This is a genomic window from Caenispirillum bisanense (assembly GCF_900230255.1).
GTDB lineage: Bacteria > Pseudomonadota > Alphaproteobacteria > Rhodospirillales > Rhodospirillaceae > Caenispirillum > Caenispirillum bisanense_A.
Genome location: NZ_OCNJ01000004.1, coordinates 287,265 through 303,386 on the forward strand (window position 1 = coordinate 287,265; position 16,122 = coordinate 303,386).

Consider the following 16,122-nt stretch of genomic DNA (forward strand, 5'->3'; position numbering starts at 1 on the left):
AACCGGATATTTCGCGGCCAGCGCGCATCTCGGACTGTTTCATGCCTCGCACGCGCGTCGGCCTGGAATTTTATCTTTACCCACCGCGCAAAATCTCCAACCCTCGCAATAAGGGATTGCGACGACCACGGGGAGGCGCAAGGGGTGTCGCACTGGGGAAGACGGTGGGCGGCGCTCGCCGCCGGGGTGGCCATGCTGGCGGCGACCGTGCCTGTCGCGGCGGCGGAGCAGGTGCGACTCGGCACCACGCCCTGGCCGCCCTACATCGGCGCCGACCTTCCGGGCCTCGGCGCCACGGCGCAGGTGGTGGGCTCGGCGCTGGCCGCCGCGGGCGCCGAGCTGGTGCCCGTGTTCCAGCCGGCGGTGGACATCGAGAGCGGCTTCGGCGACCGCGACATCGACGGCATCTTCCCCGTCTACACCACCCGCATGCGGGAGCGCGTCTGCCTGATGAGCGGCCAGATCGGCTCGAGCCCCCTCGGGTTCGCCGAACGCCTGGACCATCCGCTGACCTGGACGCGGCTGGAGGATCTGGCGCCCTACACCCTCGGCGTCGTGCGCAACTACGCCAACACGGACTCCTTCGACCGCCTGGTGACGCGCGGCGTGCTGCAGGTGGTGCGGGCGTCCGACGATACGCAGAACCTGCAGAACCTGCTGGACGGCCGCATCGACCTCGCCGTCATCGACCGCAACGTCATGGAATGGCTGCTGCGCCGTGATCCGGCCCTGAGCGGTCGCCTCAACGCGGTGCGCTTCAACCCGCGCCCCATCGCCGAGCGCCCGCTCTACGCCTGCTTCCGCAACGACGCCGCCGGGCGCGCCAAGCGCGACCGCCTCAACGCCGGCCTCGCCGCCATCGACGGGCCGCTGATGACGGCCGACTGGTTCCGCCGGATGATCGCCGCGCCTTAGCTTTTGTTGGCGGTTTCCTGTTTCGGTCGTCCGGACCCGCGCTAGGCGGCGTCCTCGTCGTCCTCATCGCCCGGACCGGCTTCCACCAGCGCCAGCAGGCGGCGGGTGGCGGTGGCGTCGGTGGGGTCCAGCGCGATCACCTGCGCCAGCGCCGCCTTGCCTTCCTCCACCGCGCCGCTGCGCACGCAGACGTAGCCGTAGGCCTTGAGGGCGAAGAGGAAGAAGCGCGGCTCCGCCTCGATCTCGTCGAACCGGGCGTCACCCGGCCGGACGTCGCGCCAATCGGCGGGCAGGTTGAGGGCGCGTGCCGAGTCGCGGACGCAGGCCAGCGCATAGGGCGCCGCCGCCGCCAGATCCGTCCGGTAGAAGTGATACTTGTAGCGGGCCAGCAGCACCGCCCGGTGCCCCGGCGCCAGCGCGGCCGCGGCGTCCAGCGCCGCCTCGGCCGCCGGCGGATCGGCCCACGCCGCCGCTGCGACGTGCAGCGCCCGCTCCGCCGCCGCCGGCAAATCCCCACCGTAGTATCGGCGGTCGAACCACGAGTCGTCTGTGATGGCCGTCATGATCGCCCCCACGAATACCGCCGCCCAGTACTATACATTTGGCACCTAAGCGCCATCATACCCCGTGACCTTCGACCACCCCTGTCCGCGCGTATAAAAAGACACCGGTACCAGGGGACCGCAGCGACCTCCCGACGCATCGTTTACCACGATTGGGCTGGAAGGTGCGGTCGATCGGACTTACTCTAAGTTCAAGAGGGAGCCAGACCCGTCGCAGCGGTGTCCCTGCCGACCCCCAAAGTTCCGCCGCGCCGGGTTTCGCATGCCACCGTAGTCCCCGAGGCGGTGGTATGCGACTCCCTCTCTTTTTTCGCTTTTTCTAATACGATTGGTCAGACCGGCCGGCGCGCGTTCAGCGCCGCCAGCAGGGTTCCGTCGTCCAGGTAATCCAGCTCGCCACCCACCGGCACGCCCTGCGCCAGACCGGACACCGCGACCTCGCACTCGGCCAGGGCGTCGGCGATGTAATGGGCGGTGGTCTGGCCGTCGACCGTCGCCGGCAGGGCGAGGATGACTTCCGTCACGTCCGGCGACCGCGCCCGCTCCACCAGCCGCGCCACCGCCAGGTCTTCCGGCCCGACCCCGTCCAGCGCCGACAACAACCCGCCGAGCACCTGATAGCGGCCGCGGAAGGCCGCCGTGCGCTCCAGCGCCCACAGGTCGGACACGTCCTGCACCACGCACAGCAGCGACCCGTCGCGCCGCACGTCGCGGCACACGGCGCAAGGGTCCTGGGTGTCGTAGTTGCCGCAGACGGAACAGGTGCGCACCGACTCCGCCACCGCCGTCAGCGCATCGGCGAGCGGCAGCAGCAGGCCGTCGCGCCGCTTCACCAGCGCCAGCGCCGCCCGCCGGGCCGACCGCGGGCCCAGGCCCGGCAGGCGGGCGAGCAGTTGGATCAGGCGCTCGATCTCGGGTCCGACCACGGGCGGCGGCTCTGCGCGCGGCGGCTCAGAACGGGAACTTCATGCCGGGCGGCAGCTGCAGGCCGCCGGTGACCTTCTGCATCTCGTCCTGCATGGTCGCCTCGACCTTGGCCTTGGCGTCGTTGTGGGCGGCGACGATGAGGTCTTCCAGCATTTCCACGTCGTTGGGATCGACGATGGACTTGTCGATGGTCACCTTCTTCATCTCGCCCTTGCCGTTGAGCGTGACGCCGACCATGCCGCCGCCGGCCGCACCGCTGACCTCGACGGTGCCGAGCTTTTCCTGCATCTCCGCCATCTTGGCCTGCATCTGCTGGGCCTGCTTCATCAACTGGCCGAGGTTCTTCATGCGTCGTCGTCTCCGGATGTGTCGATCAGGCTGTCTTCCAGGACCGGGGCGGCCTCGTCGGCCTCCACGTCCTGCTTCTTCTTCGGGCGCACCATGCCGATGTGGGCGTCGGGGAAGGCGCGCAGCAGCGCCTGCACCAGCGGATCGGCCGAGACGGTGCCGCGCGTCTGTTCGCGCAAGGTGGGCTCGCCGGGCTCCGTCGTGTTGACGGTGACCATCCAGCGCGCTTCGGTGGCGTCGAGCAGGAACTTGCCGATGCGCTGGGCGAGGTCGGCCGGCACGCCGGGCTGCGGGCGGAACTCGAAACGCGGCGGCGTCGCGGCGGCGTCGAAGCGCACCAGGTGGACGCTCGCCTCCAGGTATCCGGCCAGCACGTTCTCGCGCTTTTCCTTCAGCAGCGCCACCACTTCGGGGAAGCTCTGCGGCAGCACCGGCGGGGGCGGCGCCATGACGGGCGGCTCGGCGTGCGGCGGGGCTGCCCACGGCAGGTCGTCGACGGCGAGGTTGGCGCTCGGCGCCGCCGCCGGCGCGGCGGGCGCATGCACCACCGGCGGACGACCGCCGCCGCCGCCACCGGGCATGTAGCCGCCGCCTCCCCCACCACCGCCGCCACCGGGGGCGGGCGGCTGGGGCGGCTGCGCCTGCTGCTGCGCCGACAGCTTCTCCACCACCTCGGCCGGGCTCGGCAGGTGGGCGGCATAGGTCAGGCGGATGACCGCCATCTCCACCGCCTGCAGCGGCGAGGGGGCGGAGCGGGCCTCGTTCAGACCCTTCAGCAGCATCTGCCAGGCGCGGGTGAGCACCGCCATGTGCAGGCGGGTCGCCATGTCCTTGCCGCGCACCCGTTCCGATTCGCCGGCCATGGGATCGTCGGCGCCGTCGGGCGCGATCTTCAGGCGGGTGAGCCAGTGGGTCAGTTCCAGCATGTCCTGCAGGATGACCGTCGGGTCGGCGCCGGCCGCGTACTGGTCGGCGATGAGCGCCAGCGCGCGCGACACGTCGCCCGACATGGCGGCGTCGAACATGTCGAACACCACGGCGCGGTCGGCGAGGCCCAGCATGTCGCGCACCTGGGCTTCCGTCACCGTGCCGCCGCCGTGGGCGATGGCCTGGTCGAGCAGCGACAGCCCGTCGCGCACCGAACCGTCGGCGGCCCGGGCGACCATGGCGAGCGCCGCCGGCTCGATCTGCGCCCCTTCCTGCTCGGCGATGCCGGCGAAGTGGGCGGCCAGCGTCTCCGCCTCCACCCGCCGCAAGTCGAAGCGCTGGCAGCGCGACAGCACCGTCACCGGCACCTTGCGGATTTCCGTGGTGGCGAAGATGAACTTCACATGCTCCGGCGGCTCTTCCAGCGTCTTCAGGAGCGCGTTGAAGGCCGCCGTCGACAGCATGTGGACTTCGTCGACGATGTAGATCTTGTAGCGCGCGCTGGTCGGGCGGTAGCGCACGCCGTCGAGGATCTCGCGGATGTCGTTGACGCCGGTGCGGGAGGCGGCGTCCATCTCCAGCACGTCGACGTGACGGTCTTCGGAAATAGCCGTGCAATGCTGGCACACGCCGCAGGGCGTGACCGTCGGTCCGCCGCGGCCGTCGGGGCCGATGCAGTTGAGCGCGCGGGCGATGATGCGGGCGGTGGTGGTCTTGCCGACGCCGCGCACGCCCGTCAGCACATAGGCCTGCGCCAGCCGGCCGGAGGCAATGGCGTTGGACAGCGTGCGCACCAGCGCGTCCTGCCCGATCAGCGTCGAGAAGTCGCGGGGACGATACTTGCGTGCGAGAACGCGGTAGGCCGCCGGGGCGGGATTGGTCTCTGGCAGAGAAGTGTCTGTCATCGCCGCCGGCCGGAACCGCTGGAGGAAGGGTGGAAGACTGGTCGGCGACCCGGACCGAAACTCGTTACGGCTGCTTCCTTCCGGACCTGACCGGGTTGGCGAGGAGCCCGTCCACCGCCAGCCTTCCGACGCGGTTATATCAGGAGGATGGGGGCACAATGCAAGTCCTTACGAAATTCTTGCACATACGCCGGACGATCGGCGCAGGAACATCCGGCGCGCCCAGGCGTTTGCACATCTGGCGATCGTCCGCCATCCGTCTGTTCGCTTTACGGTTTCCATGACACCCACCCGCGCGATCCTGGCCCTGGCCGCCCTTTTCGTGGCCGCCACGCTGGCGGCCTGGGGCGTCTTCGTGGTCACCGATCACGACCGGGCCATGCGCGATGCCCGGCAGGAGCTGACGGTCATGGCCGGCCTGCTGGCCGAGCACACCCACCGCACCCTGCAGGCGGTGGATCTGCTGCTGCAGCGCCTGGAACGCCAGGTGGCCCGCTACGGCATGGACCGCCTGCGCGGCGACGAGGACGCCTTCGAGGAACTGGCGGCGCTCGCCGGTACCCTGCCGCAGGTGGCGTCGTTGTGGGTGCTCGGCCCCGACGGCCGGGTGATCGCCAATTCGCTCAGCCAGACCGGCGAAGGCTCCTCGCTCGCCGACCGCGAATATTTCTCCGTGCTGCGCCAGGGGGCGGCCGAGCCCTGGATCGGCAACCTCATGGACCCCGAGAGCCCGGTGCCGTCCTTCTTCAGCATGAGCCGCCGCATCCGCCCCGCCGGCACCGCCGACGCCCGCGGCGGGCCGGCGCCGGATTTCGCCGGCGTGGTGCTGGCGGCCCTGCACCTGGAATACTTCCGCCGCTTCTACCGCGACCTGCGCCTGCCCGGCGGCTCCACCCTCGCCCTGCTCCGCGACGACGCCACCCTGCTGCTGCGCGAGCCGCCGGTGCCCGAGGTGGTGGGCAAGCGGGTGCCGGGGGCGCTCGGCGACCTGTCGCCGGAGCGGCCCATCTCGGTCAGGGTGGAGAATTCGCCCATCGACGGGGTGGAGCGCCTGGTGGTGCGCCAGCGGGTGGCCGACGCCTCCACCGTCGTGCTGGCCTCGCGCCCCATGCGCACCATCCTCGCCAACTGGCGCGAACGGCTGGCCTATACCGGCGTGCTGGTGGCGGTGCTGCTGGTGGCGGTGGCGACCCTGGTGCCCATCGGCCTGCGCGCCGTGCGCACCGAATCGCGCCTGCGCGAGGAGGTTCACCTGGCCAACGTCGGGCTGGAGCAGGCCGTCGCCCTGCGCACCGCCGAGCTGGAGCGGGCGCTGGCCGACAAGAACCTGCTACTGAGCGAGGTCTACCACCGGGTGAAGAACAACCTGCAGCTGGTGGAGGCGCTGCTGTCCATGCAGTCGGCCCGCCTGAGCGACGAGCAGGGCCGCGAGGCCTTCGCCGCCACCCGCCGGCGCATCAACACCCTCGGCCTCGTCCACCAGCAGTTGCTGCAGGCGGGCGACCTCGCCACCCTCGACCTGCAGGTGTTTCTGTCCGCATTGTGCGGCAACATTTCCTTCGGCTTCGGCGCCGAGGAACGCGGCATCGACGTGGCCGTGTCGGCCGATCCGGTGGTTCTCGACCTCGATCGGGCCATTCCGCTCGGGCTGCTCGTCAACGAACTGGTATCCAACGCGTTCAAGCATGCGTTTCCCGATGGAGGGGGCGGTGCCGTCACGGTCACGGCCACCCGGCGCGCCGACGGCGGGCTGATCCTCGAGGTCGCCGACACCGGCGTCGGCTGGGCGCCGACGCCGGAAGGGGGACCGGAGGGGCCGGTGCGCTCCAGCGGTGACCGCATCATCCGCGCCCTGGTGGCGCAGCTCGGCGGTGGCATGACCGTCACGCGGGAGCGAGGAACGGACGTGAGAGTGGACCTGCCCGACCTGGAGACCGCCCATGGACGCTGACGACGGCGGCGAGGCCCGGATCGGCCGCGCGGACGGCTCCCAGCCCAGCGTTCTCATCGTCGACGACGACTTCCTCATCGCCGAGTACCTGCGCGAGGTGGTGGAGGACGCCGGCTGCCGCGTCTGCGCCACCGCCGCCACCGCCGAGGACGCCGTCGCCGAAGCCCTGCGCTTCCGCCCCGACGTGGTGCTCATGGACGTGCGCCTGCGCGGCGCCGGCGACGGGGTCGACGCCGCCCTGCGCATCCACGCCCGCCTGGGAACGCCGGTGGTCTTCATCACCGGGTCCAACGAGCCGGAGACCATGCGCCGCATCTATGCCGACCACCCGCGCGGCATCCTGGTGAAACCCATCCTGCCCGAGCAGCTGGTCGCCTCGCTGCGCGACGTCATCGCCGAGGAGGACGAGGCCCGGTAAGGGGTTTGCGTCCCGCGGCGGGGGCGCTAGAACGGGCGTCCGCCCCCGCTCCAGCCACAGGCCACCGCGACGCCATGACCACGCCCGACCCGCTCGCCGTCTTCCGCGCCCACGGTGGCAATCTGGCCGCCGCCGCCGCCTTCTACGGACGGCCGCGGGAGCAGTGGCTGGACCTCTCCACCGGCATCAACCCCCGCCCCTACCCCATCCCGCCGATCCCGCCCGAGGCCTGGACCCGCCTGCCCGAGCCGGCCGACCTCGCCCGCCTGCTGGAGGCCGCCCGCACCGGCTATGCCGTCGGCGATGCGGCGTCGGTGGTGGCGGCACCGGGCACCCAGAGCCTGATCCAGTGGCTGCCGCGCCTGCGTCGGCCGGGCCGCGTCGCCGTGGTCGGCCCCACCTACGGCGAGCACGCCGCCGCCTGGACCCGCTGCGGCCACACGGTCGCCGACCCGGTGACCCTGGAGCACGCCGAGGCGGCGGCAGCGGATGGCAGCCTCGACGTGGCGGTGGTGGTCAACCCCAACAACCCCGACGGCCGCCGCACCGACCCCGACCGCCTGCTGCACCTCGCCGCCCGGTTGGCGGCGCGCGGCGGCTGGCTGGTGCTGGACGAAGCCTTCGCCGACGTGACGCCGGAGCTGTCCCTGTGCGGCCGGGCGGGCGTGCCGGGGTTGGTGATCCTGCGCTCGCCGGGCAAGTTCCACGGCCTCGCGGGCCTGCGGCTGGGCTTCTGCATCACCGACGCGGCCGTGGCGGCCGCCCTGACGGCAGCCCTCGGCCCCTGGGCGGTGAGCGGCCCCGCCCTGACCGTGGGCGAAGCGGCGCTGGCCGACCTGGAGTGGGCCGCAGCGACCCGCCTGTGGCTGGAGGAACAAGCGGCGGCCCTGGACGAGGCCTTGACGGCGGCCGGCCTCCGCGTGCTCGGCGGCACGACGCTGTTCCGACTGGCCGAGAGCGACGCCGCCGCCGCCGTGTTCGACCGCTGGTGCCGGGCGGGCGTGCTGGTGCGGCCGTTCGCCTATGCGCCGACGTGGCTGCGGGTGGGGCTGCCGGGGGAGGGAGTGGGGGCGGAGCGACTGCTCGCAAAGAGAGTTTAAAGTAGGTTAACACTTATTGCGGTAACAGGCTGTCCTGCACCACCAGCGGGAGGGGAAGGATGGTCCTGGTCAAGCCGCCGGCGCTCAAGGTCGCCGAGCGCCGCAAGCATTACGAAAGCCTCAACAAGCAGCAACTGGTCGACCTGTTGGAGCGGCGCGACGGCATCCGCCCGCTGACACTCGTGTGGGAACGCGAACATCTGAAGGAAGACCTGGGGATCACCGAGGCCTTTCCCGCCCTCCGCCTCGAGCCGGACCTGTCGTGCGGAACCGCGCCCTGGCGCAACCTGGTGATCGAGGGCGACAACCATCCGGCGCTGCGCCACATGCTGGCGGCGTGGCGCGGCAAGGTGAAGTGCATCCTCATCGATCCGCCCTACAACACCGGCAACAAGGACTGGGTCTACAACGACCGGTTCGTCGGCAAGACCGACCGCTTCCGCCAGTCGCTGTGGCTGGAATTCCTCTACCAGCGCCTGCTGCTCGCCCGCGAGTTGCTGACCGACGACGGCGTCATCCTGGTGTGCATGAGCGACGAGAACCGCTCCAAGCTCGAGCTGCTGATGGACCAGGTGTTCCCCAACATGCGGGTGGGCAGCCTAGTGTGGCGCTCCCGCATCGGCGGCAACGACAAGGCCGACCACTTCCTGTCGGTCAACCACGAGCATGTGCTCGTCTACGGCGGGCCGAAGTTCCGCTTCGGGGGGACGGAGAAGACCTTCGACAAGTATGTCTTCGACGACGGGGACGGAAAAGGGCCGTGGCGGCTGGATAATTTGACGCAGCCGAAGGATATGACTGAGCGGCGAAACAGCTACTTCCCGCTGCAAGATCCCGCCACGGGCATTTGGTATCCGTGCAACCCGAATGCGGTCTGGCGCCACGTAATGGCGTCTGAGGGAAAGCGCAAGCAGCGGGTCAAGACGAAGACGATGGACCAGCTCCTCGACGAAGGCGCCATCGTCTTCCCCAGTGAGGACCGGGTGGAGACCTGGGCGACCAAGGACGCTCTCCTCGCCGCCATCGACTCGGGCGACGTGCCGTGGCGAGCGAACGCCCCCATGCTGCGCCGCGATCTCCCCGACCTCGACTTCTGGGTCGGCAAGCCGGTCGGCTGGGGCAGCCCGCAAATCAAGCGCTACAAGAAGGACCTGCACCACCAGACGCAGCCGCTGTCGAGCTGGATCCGCTACGCCAAGGACCCGGCGGCGGAGGACGACGACGTGACCGAGATCACGGCGCCCATGACGGAAGAGGGCACCAAGCTCATCAACGCCCTGTTCGGCGAGAAGACCTTCAACTATCCCAAGCCGCCGAGCCTCATCAAGGCGCTGCTGCAGCAGGTGACGGACGAAGACTCGCTGGTCGTCGACGTCTTCGCCGGCTCCGGCACCACCGGACATGCCGTGCTCGCCCTCAATGCCGAGGACGGCGGCAACCGACGCTTCATCCTGGTCTCCAACACCGAGGCCACCCGGGCGGCACCCCGCCGCAACATCTGCCGCGACGTCTGCGCCGAGCGCCTGCGCCGCGTCATCGCCGGCTACGAGGTGCAGAAGAAGACCAGGAAGGTCGGCGTCCCCGGCCTCCCCGGCGACTTCGCCTATCTGCGCCTGGATGCCGTCGGCTACGGCGACGTTCCCTACGACCTGGCGGACTCCGACGTCTGGACCTCCATCCAGCTCCTGCACGACCTGCCCCTGCGGCCGTTCGATGAGGACGCACCGTTCCAGCAAGGCGGCGACGAGTTGACGCGCATCGTCTTCGCGCCACGCACCACGCCCGCCGTCGTCGACAGGATCCGGGCATTGGCGGCCACGACGCCGCTCGTCGTCTGGGCACGGGTGCCCGGGCCGATCCTGGATGCCGTCGACCCGCAGCGCGTGACCGTCCGGGCCGTCCCGGCCGACCTGATGCAGGAGATCCCCGAATGATCACGCTGAAGGACTTTCAGGAGACGGCGTGCGACGCCATCGTGCAGTCCGTGGCGTCGCTTCTCGTCGACCTCACCCGCGCCGACGCTCACCAGCAACGCGCCATCATCAGGCACAAGGGCTGCCTGCTGCTCAAGGCCCCCACGGGCAGCGGCAAGACCTTGACCATCGGGCGGTCGCTCGAACTGCTTGCGACGTCGCCGGCAACGGCGGCGCACGAGTTGGTGTGGTTCTGGTTCACCCCCTTCAGCGGCCTCGTCGGCCAGACGGCGACCGCTTTACGCGGCGAATGCCCCGGGTTGCGCGTCCGCAATCCGGTTCATGATCGCGACGCGGGTCACACCCGCAGCGGCGATGTCTTCGTCACCACGTGGGCGGGACTTGCCGTGCAGGATGCGGCGACGAGGCGCATGCGACAGGACGACGACGAGATGCCGTCCGTCGATGCTCTGATCACTGCGTTGCGGGCAAACGGCTGGCGCATCGGGGCAGTGGTGGACGAAAGCCATCACGGCTTCACGGCCGCGGGCGCCGCCCAGGCCCGGCAGTTCTACGAACAGGTCCTGAAGCCGGACGTGACCATCCTGACGACCGCGACCCCGAAGGACGCGGACGTGGAGCTGTTCCAGCGCGCGGTGGGTTTCGAGCGGCTCGGCTGGGTCGAAGTCAGTCGGGAAGATGCCGTGGCGAACCGCCTCAACAAGCAGGGTATTCGCGCCGTCACCTTCGAGCCGGACCCGCGGGACGAACGCCTGCTCGACCCGGTGGAAGTCTGCATCACCGCGACCGTGCGCCACCACCGAGAACTCTGCGCGATGCTGGAGGCGGCATCGATCCCGGTCGTCCCGCTCACGCTCGTGCAGGTGGAGAACGATGGCGACGGCGAGGACGGCGTCGCCAGAATGCGTACGTTGTTGATCGCGAACGGCGTACCCGAGGGCAGGATCGCGGTCCACACCGCAGACGAACCCGATGCGAGCTTTCATGCGCTCGCCAACGATCACGACACCGAGTTCCTGATCTTCAAGCTGGCCGCGGCAACCGGCTTCGACGTGCCACGCGCGTGGATCCTGGCCTCCGTCCGACGGGCCCGGTCGAAGGAGTTCGGCCTGCAGGTCCTGGGGCGGATCATGCGGGTCCATCCGTTGATCCAGCCGCGCGAGAACCTGTCGGACCTGCTCGAGTACGGCTACGTTTTCCTCGCCAATCCGGGCTCCCAGGATGGCCTCGTCAGGGCCGCGACCGACATCAAGGACCTGCGGACCGGCATGGAACTGGTTACAGACAATATCCGGGTGGTCTCTGTAGCGGGCGACCGGGTGATCATCGCCGACCGCGACACGGGATGGCAGGCCGAGTTCGCGGCGGGGACGGTCCCGAGCGAAACGGGTGCGGCGGCAGAACCCGCCGCCGCACCCGCGGGCAGCGCCACGGCCACGGCCTCCGCCTCGCCACTTCAGATGACGTTGACGGGCGTGCTGCATCTGACGGCGGAGCGAAGGCGGCAAGGGCATGGAGCCGCACGAACCATCCCTCCCGCAGGCTACACCTACACCCTCAAGTCCGAGCTTGCCGTACCGCCGCGCCTGCGCCGGGAGGAACTTCCGGTCGCCGATGACGGCCTGCTCGACCGTGTCGTCCAGTACTTCTCGTTCACGCCGGAAATGCTGAACCGATACAATCAGGATTTCGTGCAGGTCCTCCAGACCGAGACCGACGTCTTCACCACCGCTGCCACCGTCCACACCCATGGCTATGCGCTTTCGGAACGACGGATCAGTCAGGAGGCTCAAGCTTCCTTCCAATTCAGCGGCAGTATCGATCCGGCGGCACTGCAAAGGGCTCTTCTGGGCAAGCTGCGCACGTTGCTGACTGATCGCGGCTGGACGATCGACGAACGCAAGCTGCGCAGAACCCTCCAACTGGTCGGCATCCTGAACCGCCCCGCCATCCAGGACGCCATTCGAAACGCCCTGCGCACACACGTCCGCTGCACGGATGCGGCACCGCTTCCGCTGGAAATCCGCGCTCCGTTCGGCCTCGTCCCGTCGCTGCGAAACATCTACGGCGTCATGCCGCCCTTGCGGCGCGAAGTGCCCGAGGACGCGCGCCGCTTTCTGCCCTGCTTCGATAGCGGGTGGGAGCGAAACTTCGCGCGCATCCTCGACGGCAACAACCATGGGGCTGTCCGGTGGTGGATGCGTAACGAGGACCGCAAGGATTGGGCGGTGTCGGTCGTCCGCCCGGACGGGCGCCACTACTACCCCGACCTGGTGGTCGCCGTGGATGGTCGGGACAGTCTCTCCAACATCGGACTGGTCGAGATCAAGGAACGGATCTACGACGAGGCATCCCTCATCAAGGTCCGCACGGACCACATCGAATATGGCAAGATCCTCATGCTCTTCTACAAGGAGGATGACGCCACCTTCTTCCAGGTCGAATACAATCCGGCTACACGAACCAACAGTCTGGTGGCGCAGTTCGACGTCGACATGCTGCGCCGTACGACCTGACCAGACGGCGACGAAAAAGGGGCGCCCCCACCGGGAGCGCCCCTCCGTCACACCATCACCCCAAGCCTCACGCCCGCAGCGTGCCGCCCGTGGCCTTCTCCACCGCCGCCACCACGGCCGCCTGGAGCTTTTCCAGGTCTTCGTCGGTCAGGGTGCGGTCCTGCGGTTGCAGGGTCACCGACAGGGCCAGGCTCTTCTTGCCTTCACCCACATTGTCGCCCTGGTAGACGTCGAACACCCGCACCTCGCCGATCAGCTTGCGGTCCGCGCCCTTGGCGGCGCGGATGAGCTTTTCGGCCGGCACGGCGGCGTCCACCACGAAGGCGAAGTCGCGCTCCACCGGCTGGAAGGGCGACGGACGCAGCAGCGGGCGGGTCTTGCCGGCGCTGGCGCCCTTGGTCTTGGGCTGCGGCACCGCTTCCAGGAAGACCTCGAAGCCGACCACGGTGCCCTTGACGTCCAGGCCCTTCAGCACGCGCGGGTGGATCTCGCCGAACCACGCCAGCACCGTCGGGCCGAGGCGCAGGGCGCCCGAGCGGCCGGGGTGGTACCAGCCGGGCGCGTCGGTGGTCACCTGGATGTTGTCAACCGGGCAGCCGGCGGCCTCGAGCGCCGCGAGCGCGTCGGCCTTGGCGTCGAAGGCGTCGACGGCGCGCGGCGCCTGCACCCAGTTGCGCGGGCCGGTGCGGCCGGCGCGGACGCCGGCGGCGACCAGGCGCTGGCCCTTGGCGGTGTCGTCCTGGAAGTCCGGCCCGACCTCGAACAGCGCCACGTCCGGATAGCCGCGGGCGGCGTTGCGGCCGGCGGCCTGGATCAGGTTCGGCAGCACCGACGGACGCATGGCGTCGAGGTCGCTGCTGATAGGGTTGGACAGCACCAGCGCGTCATCGCCGAAGCCGAACAGGTCGGCCTGGGCGCGCGCCATGAACGACCACGTCACCGTTTCCATCATGCCGCGGGTCGCCAGCGTGCGGCGGGCGAACTCGCGCTGGCGCTGGCGGGGCGTCAGCACCACCGGCGGCATGGGCGAGCGCGGCAGCGGCAGCGCCGGGATGTTGTCGTAGCCGTGGATGCGGATGACCTCTTCCACCACGTCGTGCTCTTCCGTCACGTCCAGGCGCCACGACGGCGGCAGGACCGACAGGGTGCCGTCGGCGGTCTCTTCGACCGTGAAGGCGAGCGCCCGCAGGATCTCGACGATGCGCGCCTTGGGCAGGTCGACGCCGCCCAGCGCCGCCACCCGCTCGGGCCGCACGGAGATGGCGCCGGGGCCCGACGGCGGCGCACCGGCCACCACCAGTTCCGACGGCTCGCCGCCGCACAGCTCGAGGATCAGGCGGGTCGCCAGCTCGCAGCCCCACACCGCCGACTGCGGGTCGACGCCGCGCTCGAAGCGGTAGCGGGCGTCGGAGTCGATGGCGAGGCGGCGGCCGGTGTTGGCGACGGTCACGGCATCGAACAGCGCCGATTCGATGAACACGTCGGTGGTCTCGGCCGTCGCACCTTCGTCCTCGCCGCCCATGATGCCGCCGAGGCCGAGGGCGCGGGCGTCGTCGGCGATGACCACCATCTCGGCGTCCAACTCATAGGTCTTGCCGTTGAGCGCCAGCAGCGTCTCGCCGGGGCGGCCCGGGCGGGCGCGCACGGACCCCGACAGCTTGGCGGCGTCGAAGACGTGCAGCGGGCGGCCGCGGTCGACGGTGACGTAGTTGGTGATGTCCACCAGCGCCGAGATGGGGCGCAGGCCCACCGCTTCCAGCCGCTTCTTCAGCCACTCCGGGCTGTCGCCGTTCTTCACGCCGCGCACGTGGCGGCCGACGAACATGGGGCAGCCGTCGTGCTCCAGCACCACGCCGACCGGGCTCGGGTAGCGGCCGGGGATGGCGGGCTCGTCCAGCGGCTTCAGGGTGCCGAGGCCGGCAGCGGCGAGGTCGCGGGCGATGCCGCGCACGCCCAGGCAATCCATGCGGTTGGGCGTGATCGCCACCTCGATCACCGGGTCGAGGTCGACGACGCTGGTCAGCTTGGCGCCGACCGGGGCGTCCTCGGGCAGCTCGATGATGCCGGTGTGGTCGGACCCGAGGCCGAGTTCGCGCCACGAGCACATCATGCCCTGGCTCTCGACGTCGCGGATCTTGCCCTTCTTCAGCACGTCGCCGCTGTCGGGGATGCGGTCGCCGGGACGGGCGAGCGCCACCTTCAGGCCCTGGCGGGCGTTGGGCGCGCCGCACACCACCTGGATCTGCTCGGCGCCGGTGTCGACGCGGCAGACCTTCAGGCGGTCGGCGTTGGGGTGCGGACCGGCCTCGACCACGTGGCCGACGATGAAGGGCGCCAGATCCTTGGCGGGATCGTGGACCTCTTCCACTTCCAGGCCGACGGCCGTCAGCTTCTCGACGATGACGTCGAGGGGCGCGTCGGTCTCCAGGTGGTCCTTGAGCCAGGAGAGGGTGAACTTCATCGGGTCAGGCCTCCGGTCACGCTGGGCACGTCGAGGGCGGCGAAGCCGTAGTGGCGCAGCCAGCGCAGATCGCTTTCGAAGAAGGTGCGCAGGTCGGGGATGCCGTACTTGAGCATGGCGATACGCTCGATCCCCATGCCGAAGGCGAAGCCCTGGTACTCGGTCGGGTCGATGCCGCAGGCCTTGAGCACGTTGGGGTGCACCATGCCGCAGCCGAGGATCTCCAGCCACGAGTCGCCGGCGCCGATCTTCAACTCCCCGCCGGCGCGCGAGCAGCCGATGTCCATCTCGGCGCTGGGCTCGGTGAACGGGAAGAAGCTCGGGCGGAAGCGCACGGGCAGCTCGTCCAGCTCGAAGTAGGTGCGCACGAACTCGATCAGGCAGCCCTTCAGGTGGCCCATGTGGGTGGTCTTGTCGATGACCAGTCCTTCCACCTGGTGGAACATGGGCGTGTGCGTCATGTCGTAGTCGCAGCGGTAGGTGCGACCCGGCGCGATGATGCGGATGGGCGGCTTCGTGCTGGTCATGGTGTGGACCTGCACGGTGGAGGTATGGGTGCGCAGCATCAGGCGCGAGGCATCGGCCTTCTCCGGCAGGAAGAAGGTGTCGTGCATCTGGCGCGCCGGATGGTCGGGCGGGAAGTTGAGCGCCGTGAAGTTGTGGAAGTCGTCGTCGATGTCGGGACCTTCCGCCACCGTGAAGCCCATCTGGCCGAAGATCGCCGTCAGCTCGGCGATGGTCTGGCTGATGGGGTGCAGGCTGCCGGCGCTCTCGGGGCGCACGGGCAGGCTGACGTCGATGCGCTCGCGGGCGAGGCGGTCGTTCAGCTCGGCCTCGTCCAGGACGGCGCGGCGGGCCTCGATGGCCTCGGCGACGGTGTCCTTCAGGGCGTTGAGCTGCTGGCCGGCCTCGCGGCGTTCCTCGGGGCTCATGGCGCCGAGGCCCTTCATCATGTCGGTGATGCGGCCCTTCTTGCCGAGGGCGGCGACGCGCAGCTGGTCCAGGGCGTCGCGGTCGGCGGCCGCCTCGACGGCGGAGAGCAGCTCGGCCCGCAAGTCCTCCATGGTGCTCATGGTCTTCCCTTGTGCTTGTGCGGCGGGGAAATCCCCGTTCGGTTTGAAATGCAGACGCTTATACCAGACTGCGGAGAGCTTGAC

At 69.9% G+C, this 16,122-nt stretch carries 12 protein-coding genes and 1 other RNA gene; 6 read left to right on the forward strand and 7 right to left on the reverse strand.

Translation table 11 applies throughout. The features are described from left to right. Positions 1–144 precede the first annotated feature (144 nt). The gene (locus tag CRP50_RS11120; RefSeq protein ID WP_141415110.1) at positions 145–915 is read left to right on the forward strand and encodes a substrate-binding periplasmic protein; all 771 of its coding nucleotides are present in this window, start codon (positions 145–147) and stop codon (positions 913–915) included. 41 nt (positions 916–956) lie between these two features. Here the strand turns inward: CRP50_RS11120 and CRP50_RS11125 are convergent, their stop codons facing one another. The 5 genes from CRP50_RS11125 to ffs all read right to left on the reverse strand — a co-directional run bounded on the left by CRP50_RS11125 (position 957) and on the right by ffs (position 4,712). After that, entirely contained in the window at positions 957–1,478 is a 522-nt protein-coding gene (locus CRP50_RS11125) for a hypothetical protein (RefSeq protein WP_097279233.1), read from the reverse strand. Between the two features lie 332 nt (positions 1,479–1,810). Further along, entirely contained in the window at positions 1,811–2,404 is a 594-nt protein-coding gene (recR, locus tag CRP50_RS11130; protein ID WP_097279234.1) for a recombination mediator RecR, read from the reverse strand. Between the two features lie 25 nt (positions 2,405–2,429). Next, positions 2,430–2,753 (reverse strand): YbaB/EbfC family nucleoid-associated protein, encoded by a 324-nt coding sequence (locus CRP50_RS11135; protein ID WP_097279235.1) that lies wholly within the window; start codon positions 2,751–2,753, stop codon positions 2,430–2,432. Continuing rightward, positions 2,750–4,585: a DNA polymerase III subunit gamma/tau gene (locus CRP50_RS11140; protein WP_097279236.1), complete on the reverse strand. Its 1,836-nt coding sequence runs from the start codon at positions 4,583–4,585 to the stop codon at positions 2,750–2,752. Before CRP50_RS11140 ends, CRP50_RS11135 begins: the two co-directional genes overlap by 4 nt. Before the next feature lie 28 nt (positions 4,586–4,613). Continuing rightward, positions 4,614–4,712: signal recognition particle sRNA small type (gene ffs, locus CRP50_RS11145), an RNA gene on the reverse strand. Between the two features lie 153 nt (positions 4,713–4,865). Here ffs and CRP50_RS11150 point away from each other — a divergent pair. From CRP50_RS11150 to CRP50_RS11170, 5 genes are all read left to right on the forward strand, one after another. Then, positions 4,866–6,536 (forward strand): sensor histidine kinase, encoded by a 1,671-nt coding sequence (locus CRP50_RS11150; protein WP_097279237.1) that lies wholly within the window; start codon positions 4,866–4,868, stop codon positions 6,534–6,536. Then, positions 6,526–6,954, forward strand: a complete 429-nt coding sequence (locus CRP50_RS11155; protein ID WP_097279238.1) for a response regulator — start codon at positions 6,526–6,528, stop codon at positions 6,952–6,954. Before CRP50_RS11150 ends, CRP50_RS11155 begins: the two co-directional genes overlap by 11 nt. A 74-nt stretch (positions 6,955–7,028) precedes the next feature. Beyond that, positions 7,029–8,054 (forward strand): threonine-phosphate decarboxylase CobD, encoded by a 1,026-nt coding sequence (cobD, locus tag CRP50_RS11160; protein ID WP_097279239.1) that lies wholly within the window; start codon positions 7,029–7,031, stop codon positions 8,052–8,054. 59 nt (positions 8,055–8,113) lie between these two features. Beyond that, the gene (locus CRP50_RS11165; RefSeq protein ID WP_141415111.1) at positions 8,114–9,988 is read left to right on the forward strand and encodes a site-specific DNA-methyltransferase; all 1,875 of its coding nucleotides are present in this window, start codon (positions 8,114–8,116) and stop codon (positions 9,986–9,988) included. Further along, on the forward strand, positions 9,985–12,504 hold the full coding sequence (locus CRP50_RS11170; RefSeq protein WP_097279240.1) for a DEAD/DEAH box helicase family protein: 2,520 nt from the start codon (positions 9,985–9,987) through the stop codon (positions 12,502–12,504). The genes CRP50_RS11165 and CRP50_RS11170 overlap by 4 nt, the downstream gene beginning before the upstream one ends. A 67-nt stretch (positions 12,505–12,571) precedes the next feature. Here the strand turns inward: CRP50_RS11170 and pheT are convergent, their stop codons facing one another. Further along, on the reverse strand, positions 12,572–14,965 hold the full coding sequence (pheT, locus tag CRP50_RS11175; protein WP_097279241.1) for a phenylalanine--tRNA ligase subunit beta: 2,394 nt from the start codon (positions 14,963–14,965) through the stop codon (positions 12,572–12,574). Then, positions 14,962–16,038: a phenylalanine--tRNA ligase subunit alpha gene (pheS, locus tag CRP50_RS11180; RefSeq protein ID WP_097279242.1), complete on the reverse strand. Its 1,077-nt coding sequence runs from the start codon at positions 16,036–16,038 to the stop codon at positions 14,962–14,964. The genes pheT and pheS overlap by 4 nt, the downstream gene beginning before the upstream one ends. Positions 16,039–16,122 lie beyond the last annotated feature (84 nt).